At 58.9% G+C, this 19,771-nt stretch carries 15 protein-coding genes and 1 tRNA gene; 11 read left to right on the top strand and 5 right to left on the bottom strand.

Translation table 11 applies throughout. The annotated features are described in order from the left end of the window. The first annotated feature begins 495 nt into the window (after positions 1–495). Together AC1RKJ_RS04650 and AC1RKJ_RS04645 are read left to right on the top strand one after the other, a co-directional pair. Positions 496–2,691, top strand: coding sequence for a PQQ-dependent dehydrogenase, methanol/ethanol family (locus AC1RKJ_RS04650; RefSeq protein WP_492789912.1), 2,196 nt, complete (start codon positions 496–498; stop codon positions 2,689–2,691). Positions 2,692–2,956: 265 nt separating this feature from the next. Beyond that, a complete protein-coding gene (locus tag AC1RKJ_RS04645) occupies positions 2,957–3,406 on the top strand; it encodes a hypothetical protein (RefSeq protein WP_492789910.1) in 450 nt (149 codons plus the stop codon). A gap of 984 nt (positions 3,407–4,390) precedes the next feature. Here the strand turns inward: AC1RKJ_RS04645 and AC1RKJ_RS04640 are convergent. Further along, positions 4,391–5,518, bottom strand: coding sequence for an S-(hydroxymethyl)glutathione dehydrogenase/class III alcohol dehydrogenase (locus tag AC1RKJ_RS04640; RefSeq protein WP_492789908.1), 1,128 nt, complete (start codon positions 5,516–5,518; stop codon positions 4,391–4,393). A 107-nt stretch (positions 5,519–5,625) separates the two neighbouring features. On the opposite strand from AC1RKJ_RS04640, the gene AC1RKJ_RS04635 reads away from it, so the two are divergent. Continuing rightward, positions 5,626–6,531 carry a DMT family transporter gene (locus AC1RKJ_RS04635; RefSeq protein WP_492789907.1) on the top strand — a complete coding sequence of 302 codons (906 nt, stop codon included), beginning with the start codon at positions 5,626–5,628 and terminating at the stop codon, positions 6,529–6,531. A gap of 105 nt (positions 6,532–6,636) precedes the next feature. On the opposite strand, the gene AC1RKJ_RS04630 is transcribed toward AC1RKJ_RS04635, so the two are convergent. Together AC1RKJ_RS04630 and AC1RKJ_RS04625 are read right to left on the bottom strand one after the other, a co-directional pair. After that, a complete protein-coding gene (locus AC1RKJ_RS04630; protein ID WP_492789905.1) occupies positions 6,637–7,296 on the bottom strand; it encodes a peroxiredoxin in 660 nt (219 codons plus the stop codon). A gap of 181 nt (positions 7,297–7,477) precedes the next feature. After that, entirely contained in the window at positions 7,478–7,681 is a 204-nt protein-coding gene (locus AC1RKJ_RS04625; RefSeq protein ID WP_492789903.1) for a hypothetical protein, read from the bottom strand. Here AC1RKJ_RS04625 and AC1RKJ_RS04620 point away from each other — a divergent pair. After that, the gene (locus AC1RKJ_RS04620; RefSeq protein ID WP_492789901.1) at positions 7,680–8,276 is read left to right on the top strand and encodes a hypothetical protein; all 597 of its coding nucleotides are present in this window, start codon (positions 7,680–7,682) and stop codon (positions 8,274–8,276) included. The genes AC1RKJ_RS04625 and AC1RKJ_RS04620 overlap by 2 nt on opposite strands. 25 nt (positions 8,277–8,301) lie before the next feature. On the opposite strand, the gene AC1RKJ_RS04615 is transcribed toward AC1RKJ_RS04620, so the two are convergent. Beyond that, positions 8,302–10,161, bottom strand: coding sequence for an alkaline phosphatase family protein (locus tag AC1RKJ_RS04615; RefSeq protein WP_492789899.1), 1,860 nt, complete (start codon positions 10,159–10,161; stop codon positions 8,302–8,304). Positions 10,162–10,326: 165 nt separating this feature from the next. Between AC1RKJ_RS04615 and AC1RKJ_RS04610 the strand changes: the two genes are divergently transcribed. From AC1RKJ_RS04610 to AC1RKJ_RS04600, 3 genes are read left to right on the top strand one after another with little or no spacing between them, the layout of a single operon-like run. Then, complete coding sequence (locus tag AC1RKJ_RS04610; protein WP_492789898.1) at positions 10,327–12,342, top strand: acetyl-CoA carboxylase biotin carboxylase subunit; 2,016 nt, start codon at positions 10,327–10,329, stop codon at positions 12,340–12,342. 7 nt (positions 12,343–12,349) lie between these two features. Next, positions 12,350–13,216: an isocitrate lyase/PEP mutase family protein gene (locus tag AC1RKJ_RS04605; protein WP_492789897.1), complete on the top strand. Its 867-nt coding sequence runs from the start codon at positions 12,350–12,352 to the stop codon at positions 13,214–13,216. 18 nt (positions 13,217–13,234) lie between these two features. Beyond that, complete coding sequence (locus AC1RKJ_RS04600; RefSeq protein ID WP_492789895.1) at positions 13,235–13,534, top strand: acylphosphatase; 300 nt, start codon at positions 13,235–13,237, stop codon at positions 13,532–13,534. Between the two features lie 8 nt (positions 13,535–13,542). On the opposite strand, the gene lipB is transcribed toward AC1RKJ_RS04600, so the two are convergent. After that, the gene (lipB, locus tag AC1RKJ_RS04595) at positions 13,543–14,271 is read right to left on the bottom strand and encodes a lipoyl(octanoyl) transferase LipB (RefSeq protein WP_492789894.1); all 729 of its coding nucleotides are present in this window, start codon (positions 14,269–14,271) and stop codon (positions 13,543–13,545) included. Between the two features lie 47 nt (positions 14,272–14,318). Between lipB and AC1RKJ_RS04590 the strand changes: the two genes are divergently transcribed. The 4 genes from AC1RKJ_RS04590 to AC1RKJ_RS04575 all read left to right on the top strand — a co-directional run bounded on the left by AC1RKJ_RS04590 (position 14,319) and on the right by AC1RKJ_RS04575 (position 19,770). Beyond that, entirely contained in the window at positions 14,319–14,582 is a 264-nt protein-coding gene (locus AC1RKJ_RS04590; protein ID WP_192817766.1) for a FliM/FliN family flagellar motor switch protein, read from the top strand. 110 nt (positions 14,583–14,692) lie between these two features. Continuing rightward, positions 14,693–14,777 (top strand) — tRNA-Leu (locus tag AC1RKJ_RS04585). A 441-nt stretch (positions 14,778–15,218) separates the two neighbouring features. Next, positions 15,219–15,806 carry a recombinase family protein gene (locus AC1RKJ_RS04580; protein WP_492789892.1) on the top strand — a complete coding sequence of 196 codons (588 nt, stop codon included), beginning with the start codon at positions 15,219–15,221 and terminating at the stop codon, positions 15,804–15,806. 175 nt (positions 15,807–15,981) lie between these two features. Beyond that, positions 15,982–19,770 (top strand): anti-phage protein Upx-like protein, encoded by a 3,789-nt coding sequence (locus AC1RKJ_RS04575; RefSeq protein ID WP_492789890.1) that lies wholly within the window; start codon positions 15,982–15,984, stop codon positions 19,768–19,770. Position 19,771 lies beyond the last annotated feature (1 nt).

The raw sequence follows: 19,771 nt of genomic DNA, 5'->3' as shown, positions 1-19,771 counted from the left end.
TCGGCTCCTGCAGGTGGGTTGTGGATAGGAAAATATACAGGCTTGGGTTGTTGGAGGGGGGGCCGGCAGTGAGCCTCATTGCTCCACGGACTCTCAAAATCTGCCGGCAGATGTTCGGCTTCATTCGCACCCAATCCAGGCAACGCGACACACAACCTGTGACGATCTCAGCAAGTTCGATAGGGGCCAACGATTCAATCGTGGCGTCGCGGAATCCACGCGATCGTAGGCGCTGCTTATTCACTTGTCTCTTCTCTCTTCAAACCATCTCTCACGACTCTCCGGTCAAACTGCACGACGGCATTACGGCGAGCAATCATTGCTGCGACCGGCATGACATGAATCGAGATGTAATTTCGCTGTGCGAATGATGGAACAACGCAGCGCGTTGCGCTGCAAAACAACAAAACCTTGCATGCCACACACATGCGTTGACGCTTCTTCTTTTGCGTCTAACATTCAACAAGACCCACCAGAGGTCATTGGGAGGATTGTATGAAACGTCTCGCCAATCGTATCGATGTCTTTCGGCAATTTTCAGCGACGACCAAAACAGCGACTACCGCAACCCGGCACTCAGTGCTGGGTTTTTTGTTGACTGCGTCCGCGATCGCGACGCTTGCGGTCTTCTCCGCTGCTTCTGCGCAATCGCCGCCCAAAGGTTCGCCTGAACACATCAAGGCGGTGACGTCGGCGGTCGATCAGAATTCCATCAAGGCTAATGCCGCAACATCGAACGACTGGCCCACGATCGGCCTCGACTATGGCGAGACGCGGTTCAGCAAGCTGAATCAGATCAACACCGACAACGTCAAGAATCTCGGTTTGATGTGGACCTACAATCTTGAATCGTCGCGCGGCGTTGAAGCGACGCCGCTGGTTGTCGACGGCATCATGTATGTCACCGCCTCGTGGAGCGTCGTTCACGCCATCGACGTCCGTACCGGCAAGAAGATATGGACATTTGACCCTGAAGTATCGCGCGCGATCGGCTTCAAGGGGTGCTGCGACGTCGTGAATCGCGGCGTTGCGCTCCACAAGGGCAAGGTCTTCGTCGGCGCCTATGACGGGCGGCTCGTGGCGCTCGATGCCGTGACCGGCAAGAAGGTCTGGGAGAAAGACACGCTCATCGACAAGGAGCATTCCTACACCATCACCGGCGCGCCGCGCGTTGTGAACGGCAAAGTGGTGATCGGCAACGGCGGCGCGGAATACGGCGCGCGCGGTTACGTCACCGCGTATGACGCGGAAACCGGCGATCAGGCCTGGCGGTGGTTTATCGTTCCGGGCGATCCGGCCAAGCCCTACGAAGATGAATCGATGGAGGCGGCCGCTAAAACCTGGGATCCGGCCGGCAAATACTGGATCAACGGCGGCGGCGGAACGGCGTGGGACACCATCACGTTCGATCCCGACCTGAACCTTGTTTATATCGGGACGGGCAACGGATCGCCGTGGAACCGGCATCTCCGCAGCCCCGCGGGCGGTGACAATCTCTATCTTGCGTCGATCGTCGCGCTGAATGCCGACACCGGCAAGTACGTCTGGCATTATCAGGAAACACCCGGCGACCATTGGGACTACACCTCGACCCAGCCGATGATCCTGGCGGACATCAACATCGACGGTGCTCCGCGGAAGGTGATCCTTCATGCGCCGAAGAACGGCTTCTTCTTCGTCATCGATCGCACCAACGGCAAGTTCATCTCGGCCAAGAATTTCGTCGATGTGAATTGGGCGACCGGATACGACGCCAATGGACGTCCGATTGAAGTTGCCGCGGCACGCGACCCCGAAAAAGGCATGGACGCCATTCCGGGTCCTTACGGCGCCCACAATTGGCACCCGATGTCATTTAATCCGATGACCGGTCTCGTGTATCTGCCGGCGCAAGGCGTGCCGCTCAATCTCACTCCGCAGAAGGGGTGGAAACACAACGCCAATCAGCCCGGTGAGTTTGGCGGCAATACCGGCTGGAACACCGGTTTCGTGCTGAACGCGACGCCGCCGAAGAACATGCCGTTCGGCCGGCTCATCGCGTGGGATCCGGTCAAGCAGAAGGAAGCATGGAAGCAGGAATACGTGGCGCCGTGGAACGGCGGAACGCTGACCACCGCCGGCAACCTTGTTTTCCAGGGAACGGCCGATGGCCGCTTCATCGCCTATAATGCGACGACAGGCGAGAAGCTCTGGGAATCGCCAACGGGCACCGGCGTGGTTGCGGCTGCGTCGACCTACATGCTCGATGGCAAGCAGTACGTGTCCATCGCGGTCGGGTGGGGCGGCGTCTTCGGGATCGCGGCCCGTGCCACCGAGGCGGACAATCCCGGCACGGTCTATACCTTTGCGATCGACGGCAAGGCGCCGCTGCCGCAAATGACCAAGTATCAGATGGAGAATCTTCTCGAGGGCGTGAAATACAATCCGGCAGATGTCGGGCCAGGAACGCTGCTGTACGTCAGCAGTTGCGTGACCTGTCACGGCGTCCCCGGAGTGGACAAGGGCGGCAATGTCAGAAATCTCGGCTACGTCGGCGCCGAAACGATCGCGAACCTGAAGAACTTTGTGTTCAAGGGACCGCATGTCGACAAGGGAATGCCGGACTTTACCGGCAAGCTGAGCGAAGACGACGTCGTCAAGATCACGGCGTTCATTCAAGGCACCGCCGACGCGATTCGTCCGAAGAAGTAGCGGCCCTCAGGCGCTCAGTCGAAGATTGGAATTAGCGCGTTCCCCGCAGTGGACGCGCTAATTTCTTGAGAGCAAAACAGCATGGAAACAATCCGCGGCGAATCTAAAAAATTGTTATATTTCAAATGCTTGATACGTATTGTTGACCGTCATTATAGCTTGCCGCATTGTGCTTAACGATTTTCAAACACAGTCCCGCCAGAGTCTTGTTGTTGGTGGACTGGTCGCTTTGTCCAGATCAGTTGCATCTGTTTTCCGGCTTCACATGCGAATTGTTGTTTTTCTGTCTGTCGTTTTGTCGCTGCTGGCGAGTTTGCCGGCACGCGCCGATGTGCGCATCACCCGCGATCACGGCGGCTATGTCGAAGAGTACAAGGCGAAGTACCAGCGCATTCGCGCGCGGGGCGAGCGCGTCATCATCGACGGCATCTGCAATTCGGCCTGCACGATGGTGTTCGGCATTGTGCCGATGAACAAGATCTGCGTGACGCCGCGTGCCAGTCTCGGCTTCCACCAGGCCTATTACGACAAGGCCTTCACCCTCGGCATCAAGATCACCAGCAACGAGGGGACGTCGGATCTGATGTCCTATTATCCGCAGCCGGTGAAAGCGTGGATTAGCCGCAACGGCGGGCTCACCAACGAGATGAAGAAGATCAAGAACGGCAGCGATCTCTGGCAGATCGTCGATCCGTGCCCGGAAGAGTTCTTCTGAACAGCGAAATCTATCGACTGGTCGTCAACGCGAAAGCGGGGACCCATTAATCCTCGAAACATTATTGATGTCGCGTCATCCTGAGGTGCGAGCCGCATTTGCGGCGAGCCTCGAAGGATGCGCGGTTGCATGTCCTTCGAGGCTCGCAAGTGCTCGCACCTCAGGATGACGGCGATACGCTCTCAACCGCGGTGATTATGGGTCCCCGCTTTCGCGGGGACGACATCGGAAGTGTTGCGCGCTCGCGCTGAACGTTTTCCAGATTCATTTTTCAAACAGCCACGCATCATCGTTCCCGCGCCGCGCGCGAGGTGAGCTTTTAGTTTTGCCCTCAAATGCGCGCGCGAGGCCTGCCTCGTTCGCGCCCCTGTAAAAAGGGAGGGGCATGGAGCGCCGCGAGGCGCACCTTGTATTCGTTTCGCTCCCGGTATCGCTTGCGACACGATGTGGTCCGGAAGCGCATCGCCTCACGGCGCTCCACTGCGGCGATTTTGGGCGAGAGGACCGTACTTCCGGGACAGGACGGACGCGGTGCGTCTTTATCCGGCGGGATTTCTCCGCCTTCATCCTGTCCGCGTCCAGCCGCGAACGGCAGAGCCACGTAGTTGGCCCGGACGGTGACCCCAGCCTCCCGAGCGTGTGTTTGCGAAACACACGTGCAGGCGCCGCATCCTGCTCCGCTTCAAAGCGCCCTCGAGAAGCGCCCCTCACGAACAGGATGTGCCGAACATAAGCGGGGTTCAGAGCGCGGGGATGTGTGTCCCCATCACGAAATGTTTCGGGGGTCTGGTCACTCGATGTTGTTCGCCGTCATTCCGGGGCGCGCGTCTTCGCGCGAACCCGGAATCCACCGGCTACGAGTTTCCACGGTTCTGGATTCCGGGCCTGCGCCAAGCGGCGCATCCCGGAATGACGGAGTGGGAAATTCTTGCGGCGACAGCGCGCGAACGCACATCAACGCCAGTTCGTCATGTTGGCTTGTCGCTAGAACGTCACCACGCCCCGGATCGATTCCCCGCGCTTCATCAAATCGAACGCCTTGTTGATGTCGTTCAGCGGCATCACATGCGTGATCATCGGATCGATCTGGATTTTTCCCTGCATGTACCAGTCGACGATCTTCGGCACGTCGGTGCGGCCGCGCGCGCCGCCGAAGGCCGTGCCCTTCCAGACGCGCCCGGTCACGAGCTGGAACGGACGGGTCGCGATTTCCGCGCCCGAGGGCGCGACGCCGATCACGATCGATTGTCCCCAGCCGCGATGACAGGCTTCCAGCGCCTGACGCATCACCGTGACATTGCCGGTGCAATCGAAGGTGTAGTCCGCGCCGCCGATCTGGTCTTCCTTGGTCTTGGTCATGTTGACGAGATGCGCGACGAGGTCCTTGCCGACATCCGTCGGATTAACAAAATGCGTCATGCCGAAGCGCTCGCCCCAGGCCTTGCGGTCGTTGTTGAGATCGACGCCGATAATCATGTCGGCGCCTGCGAGCCGCAGGCCCTGCAGCACGTTCAGCCCGATGCCGCCGAGGCCGAACACGATCGCCTTCGCGCCTTGCTCGACCTTCGCGGTGTTGATGACCGCGCCGATGCCGGTGGTGACGCCGCAGCCGATGTAGCAGACCTTGTCGAACGGCGCGTCCTCGCGGATTTTCGCCACCGCGATCTCCGGCAGGACGGTATAGTTCGCGAACGTCGACGTGCCCATGTAGTGATGGATCGGCTTGCCGCCGAGAGAGAAGCGGGACGTGCCGTCCGGCATCAGGCCCTGGCCTTGCGTGGCGCGGATCGCGGTGCAGAGGTTGGTCTTGCGCGACAGGCACGAGGGGCATTGCCGGCATTCCGGCGTGTACAGCGGAATGACGTGATCGCCTTTCTTGACGCTGGTCACGCCTTTGCCGATATCGACGACGATGCCCGCGCCCTCATGACCGAGGATGGCGGGGAAAAGCCCTTCGGGATCGGCGCCGGACAATGTGAATTCGTCAGTGTGACACACGCCTGTCGCCTTGATCTCGATCATCACTTCGCCCTCGCGCGGGCCTTCGAGTTGCACGGTGGTGATCTCAAGCGGTTTCCCGGCAGCGATGGCGACGGCGGCGCGAACGTCCATGACGAATCCTTTGGTCTGGAAGGCATTTCGATCTGCGTTTCCGGGCGAGTTGCCCGGCGCATTTGATGATTGCCCGATAGCATAAGATCGGGCAAGCAGTTGCGCAAATGAACCCGCCGTCGGATCAGCAACGACTTGAATCGATCGCTGCGCGCGCGGCGCCTGCGATCTTCGTCCTGCTGTGGAGCACGGGATTCGTCGGCACGAAATACGTGCTGAACGGAGCCGAACCGCTGACCTATCTCGCGGTGCGAATGGGGCTTGTTGCAGTCTTGATGGGAGTGATGGTTGCGATCTGGCGTCCGAAGTGGCCGGATCGCGCTGGTGTGATCCATAGCGCCATCGCCGGTTTGCTTGTGCATGGCTTTTATCTGGGTGGTACAGCCGTCGCGATTTTTCATTCGGTCCCCGCGGGCCTGTCCGCGCTGATTCCCGGACTGCAACCCATTCTGATGTCCACGCTGGCGAACCGCTGGCTCGGCGAGCGCGTGACGCCGCTGCAGTGGACCGGGCTGTTGATGGGTTTGGCGGGAACGCTGATCGTTCTCCATGGCCGTTCAATGTCGGGAGAGGCGGGTTGGGGCTGGGCTGCCACTTGCGTCGCGCTCGTCAGCATCACGCTCGGCACGCTTTATCAAAAGCGGTATTGCAGCCAGATCGACTGGCGGGCGGGAAATCTCATTCAGTTCGTCGCAGCGGGATTGCTGTTTGGCCTCGGCGCGTGGCTGTTCGAGACCCGCGTGATCGTCTGGAATTGCGAGTTCGTGCTCAGCCTCGCGTGGCTCGTCGTCGTGCTTTCGATCGGATCGATCGGTCTTCTGTACTGGCTGATCCGTCATTCGGCGGCGACGCGGGTGGCGAGCCTGTTTTATCTCGTGCCCGGCGTTACCGCGATCATGGCCTATGTGCTGTTCGACGAGCGGCTCGATCTGCTTGCGATTATCGGTATGGCGATCTGCGCCGCTGCCGTGTTGCTCGTGAACAGAACCACGGCGCCTGCGCGGGCTGCCTGAGCCGCACGGGTTTTCGCACAGCTGAGCACACTGTTCGATCGGCCGTCGCAATAAAAAAGGGACGCAACCTGCGTCCCTTTTGGTTTTTGCGAATGTGCAGTGCGATTATTTCGGCTGCGGAACGATCCGGATGTACGGCTTCGGAGACTTCCAGCCGCCCGGAAATTTCTCTTTCGCCTGATCGTCGGTCACGGAGCCCGAAATGATGACGTCCTCGCCCTGTTTCCAGTTTGCCGGGGTGGAGACGCTGTGTTTCGCGGTGAGTTGCAGCGAGTCGATGACGCGGATGACCTCGTCGAAGTTGCGGCCCGTGCTCATCGGGTAAACCAGCACCAGCTTGATCTTCTTGTCCGGCCCAATGATGAACACGGTGCGCACGGTGGCGTTGTCAGCGGCGGTGCGGCCTTCGGAGCCGCCGGACGTGCTTGCCGGAAGCATGTTGTAGAGCTTGGAAACTTTCAGGTCGGTGTCGCCGATCATCGGATAGTTCGGCGCGGCACCCTGCGTCTCCTTGATGTCCTCGCTCCAGGCTTTGTGCTGGGCGACCGGATCGACACTCAAACCGAGAAGCTTGACGCCGCGCTTGTCGAATTCCGGCTTCATGCGGGCGAGGGTGCCAAGCTCGGTGGTGCAGACCGGGGTGAAGTCTTTCGGATGCGAGAAAAGGAGAGCCCAGCTATCGCCGATCCAGTCGTGAAAATGGATGTGTCCCTCGGTGGTATCTGCTTCGAAATCCGGCGCGGTCGCGCCAATCTGAAGAGTCATCGATCCGCCTCATGTCTTTAGCGTTACAAAGAAATTTGATGTCAGGGGTATAGCCCTCGAAGAGCGAAAACGAAACTACGGGGCGAAAAGGACAAGATTTTTCCATCGCGCGGACGCTTTCCAGAATTCCCTGCTGTTTTGCGGCGGGTTGCCGAAAGTTCACAACTGAGTCCCGTTGCGCTCACTTTTTCGCAATGCCCCGAATTTGACTTTGATGCGCCGCACAGCCGCCGGTTCCCGATGTCATTTCCATCGAACCAAGCGGACGGTCAGTGCGACCAATCCGCAACCATAAGGGAAAGAAGCGATCTCCGAATCGCTTAATTAACGCTTCGTTTACATCCGCATGAAAATGCTGCGGGATACAAAAAGAGAAAAGTAACATGACGTCCGCCTCGATTATCGCCAACGCGCCGCTTTCCGAACTGATCCGGAAAATCGAAACCAGCTTCACCGCAGACCGCGATGTCTCCGCTACCGCGCTTGCCTTCGTGCGCGACGGCGTGATCACGGGCGAGGGGCCGACGACCTCCGGCCGCGTGCACTTCTCGCGGGCGCTGGATGCGGGTGACGCGGCCTGGTGCGCACGGATTCTCACCGCGGCGGCGAATGCCAACGAGCCCGTCAGCCGGGCCGAGGCCGAAACCCTGTTCGAGATCAACGAGGCGGCCTCCGAGCGCAGCGACGACGGACGCTTCGACGACCTCTTCGCCAAGGCAATCGTGCATCACGCCGCAGCTGCCTCCGGTCTGCCGGTGCCTCCGCGCGCCGTCGCTCTTTCACCGGACACGGCCATCGAAAGCTGGGCGCCCACCAAGGCCGTCGGCGTCAACACCGAAGTGCTTGAGTGGATCGCGAGCCAGATGCGCGGCAAGCGCCGCAGCAACCTCGCCCTGAAGGCGCTGGTTGCCACCTTGATCGGCGCCGCGACCCTGCCGCTGGCTCAGACGTTGCCGAGCGTTCTCGACTTCGGAATGTAAGACGCGAACTTGCTCGAGGCAGGCGCTACTTCGCGCCTGCCGTCTTCACCGTCTCCGGAAGCCCGACCGTGCGGCCCGGAAATCCCGCGACATCGAAATAGCGCTGGTTCAGCACGCGCTGGAATTGCAGCACGGTCCTGAGGCCGTTGGCTGCGGGCTTGCCCGTGACCGTTCCGCTGAAGCCCTTCGGCGTCGCGCCGTTCGGCATGGCTTCCGTCATCACGCGGCCGATCAGCGAGCCCTTGGCCTTGCGATGGAGGCCGAGGAGGTGAGCCGCGGTAATACCGACGTCGGCATTACTTACGGGAAGCTGATTGACATAACCCGCCTTGAAGTCCGGACCGACCGCCGCCATGAAATTCATGGTGTCGCCGCGGCTGAAGCTGCCGTGCATTCCCTGGCCCTGCCGCAACACCGTGTCGGCGATTTCCACCGAGCATAGCGTCGGTTCATCGCAGCCGCTCGAGTAGGAGCGGAAGTTCACGACGATGGCGGGGTGCGGCGTCACGGCCTTGCCCTTCAGGCTCAGCAGCGACAGCGGCAGAGTGCCGGGAAAACGTCCCAGTCCGTCATCGACGAAGATGCCGCTGACATAATCCTGGTCCAGCAAAGCCTTCACCGTGCGATCCGCCAGCTTGCGGTCGCCGTTCGGCAGATAGATCAGATCGGAGCCGCCGTTGGTGGCGACGACGAGATCGGGCTTCAAGGGATTCTTGCCGAGCAGGGCGTTACCGGCTTTGGGATAGGCGTTCTCGCCGACGGCCTCGTTCTTGTTGTTCGGATCGAACATCGGCAGGTTCAGCGCCTTCGACAGATCGATGGCGAGGAATCCCAGCGGCAGAAAGCCTTCCGGCGTGTCGGGATAGGTGCGCTTCACCGTCGAACTGGTTTTGCTTTCCTTCGAGATCGTCGAGAAGCCGTGATCGGCAGACACCATGATGTTGGTGGTGGCGGCGAGGCCGAGATCGTCCAGCGCCTTGCGCAACTGCGCGAGGTTGTTGTCGGCGTTTTTGATCGCGGCGCGCGAAGAGGGGCCGTTGATGCCGGGCGTCACGCTGTTGAGGCTGTCGCCCTGGTTATGTTGCGTGCCGTCGGGATCGCGCGACCAGAACACCAGCACGAACGGCTTGTTGCGCGCCTTGAACATCGGCAGCACGACCTTGCTCGCGACATCGGCGAGATATTCCTGCTGCTTGATGTTGGCGACGACGGTGCCGGGCGTCTTCGCGTCGCCGGCCTTGCCGTTGTCGCCGCGTCCCGGTGTCGTTGTCGGAAGATTGGCGGCGCCCAGCGCGGCCTTCATCTCGTCGGAAAGCGGAATGCCGATCAGTTTGCCGTCCTTTTCGACGGAGCCGGTCTGGTCGTCGATGGTGATGGTCTTGGTGCCGGTGCGCTCGGTATGGTCGAACAGCAGCGTGGGGCCGACCTTGCCGATGGCGGCGGTGCTGTAGCCCGCATCGCGCGCGGCCTTCAGCAGCGTCTCTTCGTTGAGATAATCGCCGTTGAACTGCTCATCGACCTCGCGCAGGACCTGATCGTGCTCGATGAACGGCACGACCGTGCCGCCCTGGCTCGCGACCGACACGGGATGCCCCGTATAGATCGAATTGCTGAACGTCCCGGTGTCGCCGAGATAGTGCCCCGTCGACATGCCCGACGCGTTGGCCATGGTGAAGGTCGGAAACAGGGAGTGGGGGTTCTTGAAGTTCACGCCCTTGTCGCGCACCGCCGCCATTGCGGGCGCCGTTTCCGGGGTCACGGCCAGCGCACGGAGTCCATCGGGAACGAACAGAATCAGGTTGCGAGGCTGGTTGTTTTGGGCGAAAGCCATGGTGGATGACAACGCCAGAAAACCGATGGAAAACAGTGAAATGGTGCGGCGCATGAGAGTCTCGCTTGTGGGTGGACATGCCAGCCAGCCCAGTCACGCTGGGCGGTAATTCGGTGTAGTAAATGCCCGCGACAGAATTGTTACAATCCGTCGCACATGCCAAATTGCGGTTGTAGGCCAGCCAGCCCGAATCCGCCTTTTCAGGATCCAGATCACTCCATGTTCAAAAAGATACTGATCGCCAATCGCGGCGAAATCGCTTGCCGGGTCATCAAGACCGCGCGCCGCATGGGCATTGCGACGGTGGCTGTCTATTCGGATGCCGACCGCGATGCGCTTCACGTCGAGATGGCCGACGAAGCGGTCTTCATCGGACCGCCGCAGGCCGCCGAGAGCTACCTCGTCATGGAGAAGATCATCGAGGCTTGCCGCCAGACCGGGGCGGAGGCGGTGCATCCGGGTTACGGGTTCCTGTCGGAGCGCGAGGCGTTTCCGCGTGCGCTGGAAGCCGCGGGCATCGTGTTCATCGGTCCCAATCCCGGCGCCATCGCTGCAATGGGCGACAAGATTGAATCGAAGAAGGCGGCGGCCAAGGCGAAGGTCTCCACCGTTCCCGGCCATCTCGGTGTGATCGAAGACGACAAACATGCAGTGAAGATCGCCGACGAGATCGGCTATCCGGTGATGATCAAGGCGTCGGCCGGTGGCGGCGGCAAGGGCATGCGCATCGCGCATTCGAAATCCGAAGTCGCGGAAGGATTCAGCCTCGCCAAGGCGGAAGCGAAAGCGTCGTTCGGTGACGATCGCGTGTTCATCGAGAAGTTCATCGTCGATCCGCGCCACATCGAAATCCAGCTTCTCGGCGACAAGCACGGCAACGTCATCTATCTCGGCGAGCGCGAATGTTCGATCCAGCGCCGCAACCAGAAGGTGATCGAGGAAGCCCCAAGCCCGCTGCTCGATGAAGCCACCCGCCGCAAGATGGGCGAGCAGGCGGTGGCTCTCGCAAAGGCCGTGAATTACGATTCCGCAGGCACCGTCGAATTCGTCGCGGGCCAGGACAAGAGTTTCTACTTTCTCGAGATGAACACGCGGCTCCAGGTCGAGCATCCGGTGACCGAACTCATCACCGGCGTCGACCTGGTGGAGCAGATGATCCGCAGCGCTGCCGGTGAAAAACTGTCGCTCGCGCAAAAGGACGTCACGCTCACCGGCTGGGCCGTTGAATCGCGCGTCTATGCCGAGGATCCGTTCCGCAATTTTCTGCCGTCGATCGGCAGGCTCGTGAAGTATCGCCCGCCCGCGGAAAGCAAGGTCGGCGATATTACCGTACGCAACGATACCGGCGTGCAGGAAGGCGGCGAAATCTCGATCTACTACGATCCGATGATCGCCAAGCTCGTGACCCACGCGCCGTCGCGCGCCGCCGCCATCGAGGCGCAGTCGAACGCGCTCGATGCATTCTATATCGACGGCATCCGTCACAACATTCCGTTCCTGTCGGCGTTGATGAATCATCCGCGCTGGCGCGAGGGCAATCTGTCGACCGGATTCATTGCGGAAGAATTTCCAAAGGGCTTCGGGCCGCGCACGCCGGAAGGCGAGACGGCGCATCGGATTGCCGCGGTGGGAGCGGCTATCGATCACATTCTGGGCGCGCGCAAAAGGCAGATTTCCGGACAGATGAACGGCCGTGCGGTGTCGCGCGAACGCCGCCGGGCGGTCTGGCTCGGTCGCAACGAGGTGCCGCTTGATGTCGCGCGAGACGGCGAGGGGATCGTCATTCGCCTGATCGGCGCGGACGGCGCCGCCGGACAGCCTGTCACGCTGGTGTCGAACTGGAAGCCGGGCGATCCGGTCTGGCAAGGCAGCATCGCGGGTCATCCTGTCGCCATGCAGGTGCGGCCGATGCCGAATGGTTTCCGGCTGGCGTATCAGGGTTACGAATTGCCGGTGCAGGTCTATACCGAGACGGAAGCTGCGGCCGCGCGGCTGATGCCGGTGGGATCGGCAGCTGACACCGGCAAGAAGGTGCTGTGTCCGATGCCGGGCCTCGTGATATCGATTGCCGTGACCGAAGGTCAGGAGGTCAAGGCCGGCGAAACGCTGGCCGTGATCGAGGCCATGAAAATGCAGAACGTGCTGCGCGCCGAACGCGACGGCACGGTGAAGAAAATCGCCGCGACTGCCGGCGCGACGCTGGCTGTCGATGCACTGATCCTCGAGTTCGCATGAGGTTGTGATGTTGCCGCAGGAGAAACGCGAAGCATTCCGGGCCATCCTGTCGGGCCGCGACATCGTCAGCCCCGGCTCGGTTTACGATCCGATCTCGGCGCGCACCGCCGAAGATATCGGCTTCGAGCTTGGAGTTCTCGGCGGCTCAGCCGCGTCGCTGACGATTCTGGGCGACCCCGATCTGCTGCTGATCACGCTCTCTGAACTTGCCGAACAGGTACGCCGTATTTGCCGCGCCGGGAAAATTCCCGTGCTGGTCGATGCTGACCACGGCTACGGCAATGCGCTCAACGTTCGCCGCACCGTGCAGGAACTGGAAGCCGCGGGCGCCGCGGGCCTCAGCATCGAGGACACGCTGCTGCCGCAGGCTTACGGACAGGCCAAACCGCAGCTCATTTCCATCGATGAAGGTATCGGCAAGATGAAGGCGGCGTTGAGTGGCCGCTCTGATTTGTCGCTGGTGATCGCAGGCCGCACCGGCGCGGCGTCGATCTCGAACATCGATGATGCGGTCGCGCGCGCCAGGGCCTATGAGGCCGCGGGTGTCGATGCGTTGTTCCTGAGCGGGCTGAAAACCCGAGCGGAATTGCAAGCCGTCGCGAGCGTCACAAAGCTGCCGATCATCATGGGCACCGCTGACGGCGAACTCGCGGATACGGCCTTTCTGGCCAGCCAGCGCGTGCGCATCACCTTGCAGGGACATGCGCCGATCGCCGCTGCGACACAGGCGGTGTATGAGACGCAGAAGGCGATGCGCGACGGCGTTGCGCCGAAAGACCTCAAGGGTCTGCCGTCTCCGGAACTGACCCGCCGCGTGATGCGCGACCCTGACGTGAAAGCGCGCATCGCCGATTTTCTGGGATTGAAGAAGTAGAACCCTGAAGGTGGGTCGATGAGCGATGTCATCCGCCACATCGTCATTCGCGGCAAGGTGCAGGGCGTCGGATACCGCGCATGGATCGAAGGCGAGGCGGTCGCCGGCCGTCTTGCCGGATGGGCGCGCAACCGAAAGGACGGGGCTGTCGAGGCCGTTCTCGCCGGCCCGGACCATGCTGTCGCTGCGTTGATTGCAAAATGTCAGGACGGTCCCGGCATGGCGCGCGTCACCGCCATCGACAACGAAGCGGCCAGCGAAGACATGTTGGGTTTGCGCGTATCCGGCGAACGGTTCTCGGTGCTGCCGACGGTTTGAAGCCGCGATCAGGCGGCCGGTTTCCCGGCATTGGCCGTCGTTGGCCCGAAAATCTCCTCGAAGGCCTGCCTGAGCGCCACGTCCACATCGCTCATCGTGACCGGCAGGCCGAGATCGACCAGGCTGGTCACCCCGTAGCGGGGATCCTCGACTCCGCAGGGCACGATGCCCGTGAAGTGGGTGAGGTCCGGCTCGACGTTGATCGAGATGCCGTGCAGCGACACCCACCGCTTCAGGCGCACGCCGATCGCGCCGATCTTGTCCTCGCGGGAAGGGCCTTTCTCCGGCCGGGGCACCCAGACGCCGACCCGGTCCTCGCGCCGCTCGCCGCGCACGTTGAAGGCGGCGAGGGTGCGGATCGTGAACTGCTCGAGGCTGGCGACGTAAGCCCGCACGTCCGGACGCCGGCGCTTGAGATCGAGCATCAGGTAGACCACCCGCTGGCCGGGACCGTGATAGGTGAACTGTCCGCCGCGCCCGGTAGCGAACACCGGGAACCGGGCGTCGATCAGGTCTCCGGCCTTGGCGCTGGTGCCGGATGTGTAGAGCGGGGGATGTTCCAGCAGCCAGACAAGCTCAGGAGCATGGCCCGCGGCAATATCGGCAGCCCGCGTTTCCATGGTCTCGATGGCTTCCTGATAGGCCACCGGCGCTGCCGCCACCCGCCACTCGGCGGGCGGGCCGGAGCGGGGGAAAAACGACGTCAGGGCAAGGTCTTCGCGGCGCTCCTGGAGCATATTAACCTTTGAGTAACCATATTCGTGGTGATCTGCGTCCATCATTCATGTGTGGGTGTCAAATCAAAGTGGCAACTCTCGATAACGTCTCGGTCGATCTGATGGTGGTTCTCGGGACCACCTCAATGCCCGTTCATCAGGTGATGCGGCTGAGCCGCGGCGCCATCATCGAACTCGATGCGACCGAGCAGGACGAGGTCAAGGTTCTCGCCAACAACCTGCCGATCGCCAGCGGCGTCGTGGTCGTGAACCGCAACCGCATCGCGGTCGAAGTCAAGCAAATGTTGCCCCGGACGCCTGATCACAGATAGTCCGGAAAGCCTCTGGCTGCACGGCTTCTGAGGCCTTGTCCCCCCAATCCCGATTTGTTACACGGGCGCCGACGATGCCGCGCCGGGTGCGAATCCGGGGTGATCGTTTAGCGCTCGTGGCGGAATTGGTAGACGCGCTGCCTTGAGGTGGCAGTCCGTAACAGGGTGGGGGTTCGAGTCCCTCCGAGCGCACCACCTCACAAAAATACACTTGAAATCATTTAGCTTTCGGCTCTGACGCCCGCACCTTGTGCTTAGGTGCGGGAATAGATGTTTCCGTTTCGGTCCGGGATAGCTTTTTCATTGCGTCTGCGGCCAGCGACCGGCGGTTTGCGGATCGTGTGTAGAGCGCCGCCATCTGACCGCCCGCGCAATCCGACCATTGTGACCGTCTGGCATCTATCGAAGGCACTTGCGGTCAAGCTCACTGCGTTTTTTGAGAACGACAAGCCTACTTCACGTCGAAGGTGAGGCGCTAAATCCAAGATGCCTTTGTGGCATACGGAAAACCCATCGAAATTGCGACAATTCGATCATCGCGTTCACTGAAGTTTTTCCGACCGGCACAGATATACGGAAAATACTTGATTTCCGTATAGACGCAGTATACTCAGTGCTTCAAAAGGAGCATCGATCATGAGGCGTGTCGGCATCTACCTTCGAGTTTCAACAGACACTCAGACGACAGCTAACCAGCGCCTGGAGCTCGAAGCTGTAGCGGCTCGATCCAACTGGCAAGTTGTTGGGTTTTACGAGGATGCCGGTATCAGCGGCGCTAAGGGCCGAGACAAACGGCCAGGGTTTGATCGTCTGCTCAGAGACGCGACAAATCGTAAGGTTGATATGATTGCTGCTTGGTCCGTAGATCGTTTAGGCCGTAGCCTTCAGGACCTCATCAGTTTTCTGACCGAGCTGCAGGCGTTACGATGCGATTTGTACCTGCATCAGCAGGCGCTTGATACCAGTACGCCTTCTGGCAGAGCGATGTTCCAAATGCTTGGTGTGTTCGCTGAGTTCGAGCGAGGCATGATCCGCGAACGTGTGAACGCTGGGCTTGCGAGGGCGAGGGCGAAAGGGACAAGGCTCGGCCGGCGTCCCGTGGATTCAAAGGTGGAAGCCCGCATACGAATTCTTAAAGCGGAGGGAATGGGTATCCTGAAAATAGGTAGGACGCTTGGTGTAGGCACGAGCGTTGTGCAGCGCGTGATTGCGGAGGCAAAATAATTCATTCAAATGCGTATGCTTGGAAGCGTGCGTCGCCGATCCTTAGAGCGCGTTGTGTCTCCGTGAAACCTCCTTCGGTGGAAACGTTCATTTCCGGCTACGTCCGTATGTTTTTGTCGTCCCGCGATTGAGCCACAACAACCTTTTGAAGTTAGAAGATAGAGATCCCTGATACGTGGCAAACGAGATTCCAACGTTCGAAGAGATGCTGTCGCAAACGCCAACCTTTGGGCTTGGAGGGCTTCCGCTGTCAGAGATTCACAGCGAGAGCGCGAAGGTGCTTTCTGAGATAGGCGAGTTTGATGGTCTGCGACTTGCCGCTTGCTTTGCCGGCTTGCTCACGGTGCCTGAACTTCAGAGTAACTGCATTCGACTTGAAGCGCTCGTTCATTTTTCGCTCGCGCTTGGTCGCGGCACAAGGAAGCCAAGTGAGAAGCTCGTCGCAAAGTTGTTCACGGCCTTGGGCGAGGGACTACTTGGCCGCATGGAAGACCCGGCAGAAGACGTTTTTGTCGCATTGATTACTACGCCGCGCGGCAACTTTCGCATTCTGGAAGGCGTATGGGAAACCGCAGGATTTTATACGCAACGTGTTGTCAACGCAGTTGAACTCATCCCATCGTCCCCTCGTTCAAATCAAATCCGGGAATGCATCTACGCAATTCTCAGGCTGTCTGATTTGGTTTGCGAACGCGCGGGATTGCAAGCCTATTGCATGGGTGAAGAAACTCCCTTGCAAAAGCTGCCGCCCCGCGTGATTGCCTCAGTTAAATCTTTGCGACGGCATATCCGATTTACTGCAAGTGAATTGACCGAAAGGGGGATTCGCATTGATGCGCTTGGCGAGTTCGGATTCAATCCTTCTGAACGAGCGGAATTGTCGGCTGACTTTATTGGGCACTCAAATTTAGAACGTTTCCCCATCATTTATCGCAATGACGAATTCCATTTTGTCTTGCCGACTGCTGCGAGCGTCGCGTTGCGCAGATTTGTCTTGGGAGAAATCGCTAAGTGGGGTCTGACGGAAACTTTTTCTCAAACGTTGGCTTATGAATACGCCACGTTATTCAGTCGCACGCCGTTACTAGGTGATAGAACCGGTGCGCCTATGGAGTTCAAGCGCACTAAAGGCGGCCTGCTGGCAGGTGTGACGACGGTTGTTGACCGGGGCATGTATATCAATCTTGTTTTCTTTGCTGATACGCTTGAGAACTTCGATGATTCCGGGTTCGTGGGTGTATTCCCCGCGCGAGACAACGTCAGGCTGGCTGACGATGTCGAAAAGTGGATTGATTTTGCATCGGAGAATGCGCGTAAAGAACCAGATTTCAAAGCAGGCTTAACACTTATCGTAGCATGCGGCGTTGGACGTGGTGTTTACGATTTCACAAACGACAATCAACGAGAAAACTGGCGCTCTGAATTTGTCGGCGCGGCAGACCTTATGACTTTAAGCTGGTTGCCTGATTTCAAGCCGCTTTCGTTGTGGAGAGTATTTGAAGCGCAGGACCGCTTGCAGGAAATGGGCGTAGGTCTGCACAATATCAATGGCTTGCTGAACATGGTGGGATGGGCACGTAGTTTGGGCGGCCATCTTGTCCCGCACTCACAGTTGCCGCCCGATTTTGGGGCGGGCGAGGCCAACAGTTTTATAGTTGTTGAGCAGAACGCAGTTCTCTCTGTGCGGCATGAAGCGATGGCAACCTGGTTGCCGCATGTTGTCCAGGACATTCACGGTCAATGGATAAAGGTGAGAAAAGACGGCCTCGCACTATTCAAAGAAGACGGCATGCAGCCTTACTTTATTTCGGAGGAGAAGGGCGATACGCGCTGGCCAAATGGTGTTTACGAAACGGATGTGCGTTCATGGTGGGTAGAATTACAGACCGATGAAACGTGTATCGGCCATTGGGCATATGAACGGTCGAAAATGTTGAAGACGTGGCTTTGCTTCGCTGCCCCCGTTCTAGACGCCGCTTTTCCATCCCTGCCGGATGGCCCCTTGCTGTGGTGCGCGCGCTTTGACGGCGACATGAGGGATGTCGAGGGACCTGAGGGGGAACGTCAATTTCTCTCGGTCGAACAGGCATCGACACACATAGAAATTAGCGTCGAAGGTTCGAAAATTCTATTGCACGCCAGTAAAGACTTCGAGTTGGCCTTCTTCAATCCAACAAACGTCGCTGAGCGCGCGTTGGTCGAATGCTTAGTCAAAGGTTCTGCTCTGTTGGCAAAGGTTGAACTCAACGCATCTGACTTGAGCGCGATAGTTGGAAGAATCGTTTTGAGCGACCAAGCGCGACAAACTCACGCTTTCATGGCGCGGAATTTTCGAGATTTTGTTCGCAGTTCGATTTGGCCTTCTCCTATCCTGATTGATACGGACGACAGTGCGTATATTAAGCTGGGTCTAGGTTGGCGGGCGCGAGACCGGTCGCAGGGCAGCGAGATTGTTGGGCGCGAAGAGTGCACGGCCTACCTCAATTCTGTCGTCAGAATGCTCGAAGACGAGATTTGCACCGAATTGCATTCGCTCGACAGATCCGCCGTTATTCTTTTTGCGTTGAACAACCACGAGGCAGCAATAGCAGACCAGGACAATTGGCGGCGGACAGCATCCGCCGTATTGGCGCTTCACCGCGATAAGGAATCTACGCTTGAAGTGATCGCCAATCACCAATTTAAACTGAATGGCGTTTTCCAAGCGTCGCGGCTCATGATTGAGTTTGCGATTTGCGAATGCCCTCTCACAGGTGGCAAAAAGCCGGGACGCCTTCAGATGTCGCGTCTTATGGCAAAATTACTGACTGTGACGGGCCTCGGCGGATGGTCTGACACTATTCGTTGGGAGGCAATGGAAGCGAGGGTTCGTATAGCGCCTTTGGGCGATATTCAAGCTAATGTCAGTTTTCAAGAGGAGGTGCTGGAGCCCTATGGTCGGGCCGGCAGTGATTTGACGATAGAAGACAGCGTCAAGAACTACGAAAGAAACCTGATCGAGGTAAAGAACACGCCGACGACAGATGGCGGCTTCTCGCCGGAGTTCTGGGCTGCATACGAAGAGCAATTCGGCGCAACATTCGACCTCTGTCGAAAATATATCGATTTCATCGAAGATATTGGCTTCAAAAAAGGAAGGGCAATTTTCAAAGTCAAACGAAGCGAACTGCTCGCTCCTGTCTTCAACGGTGAAACACTCGACGCAGAAAGTGCCGAGTCCTTCTTATCATTCCTGACGTTTAGAAGTCGCTCGTCATGGCGTGAAATCCCAAAAGGTCTGAACGAGAAAGATATTTTTCCTTGGCGCTATCGTCGGCAGCTTACAGTACTGAGACGCCCGTTTATTCAGATAGACGAACTTCATGATCCAACAATCATTGTCGCTCCCGGTCTAGTGCGCGACGCCTTCGCCTATATGTTCGCTAATTTCCATCGTGGCGATTTCCCTCGCTGGCAATTGAAAGAGAAAATGAAGCGATGGGCGGGCAAGTCCCGCGATCAGATTGGTGCGGAATTCAGCAAGGCGGTGGCCGATAAACTTAATGAACGTGGTTGGAAAACTGAAACAGAAGTTCGGATTACAAAATTGCTTGGGAAGGGTTTTGATAAAGACTATGGCGATATTGACGTGCTGGCATGGAACGAAAATACCCGTCGCGTTCTGCTTATTGAATGTAAGGATGTGCAGCATCGTAAATCGGACGGTGAAATCGCGGAACAGTTGGCGGATTTTCGCGGTGAGTTGGATGTAGATGGCAAGCCCGACCACCTTTTGCGGCATTTAATTCGGGTCGATCTCATTCGAGAGCACGTGGCAGAGCTGAGTAGGTTTATCAAATTTGCCGAGACGCCCATCATAGAAAGTCACTTGGTTTTTAGAAACCCAGTGCCGATGAAGTTCGCTTGGCAAAAAATGAAGGAGCGTGTTTCACTTAGTATAATGACCGATCTCGATCATTGGTGAG

The organism is Afipia sp. GW822-FHT04G07, assembly GCF_058800765.1.
This window is presented reverse-complemented; position numbering and strand designations above follow the sequence as displayed.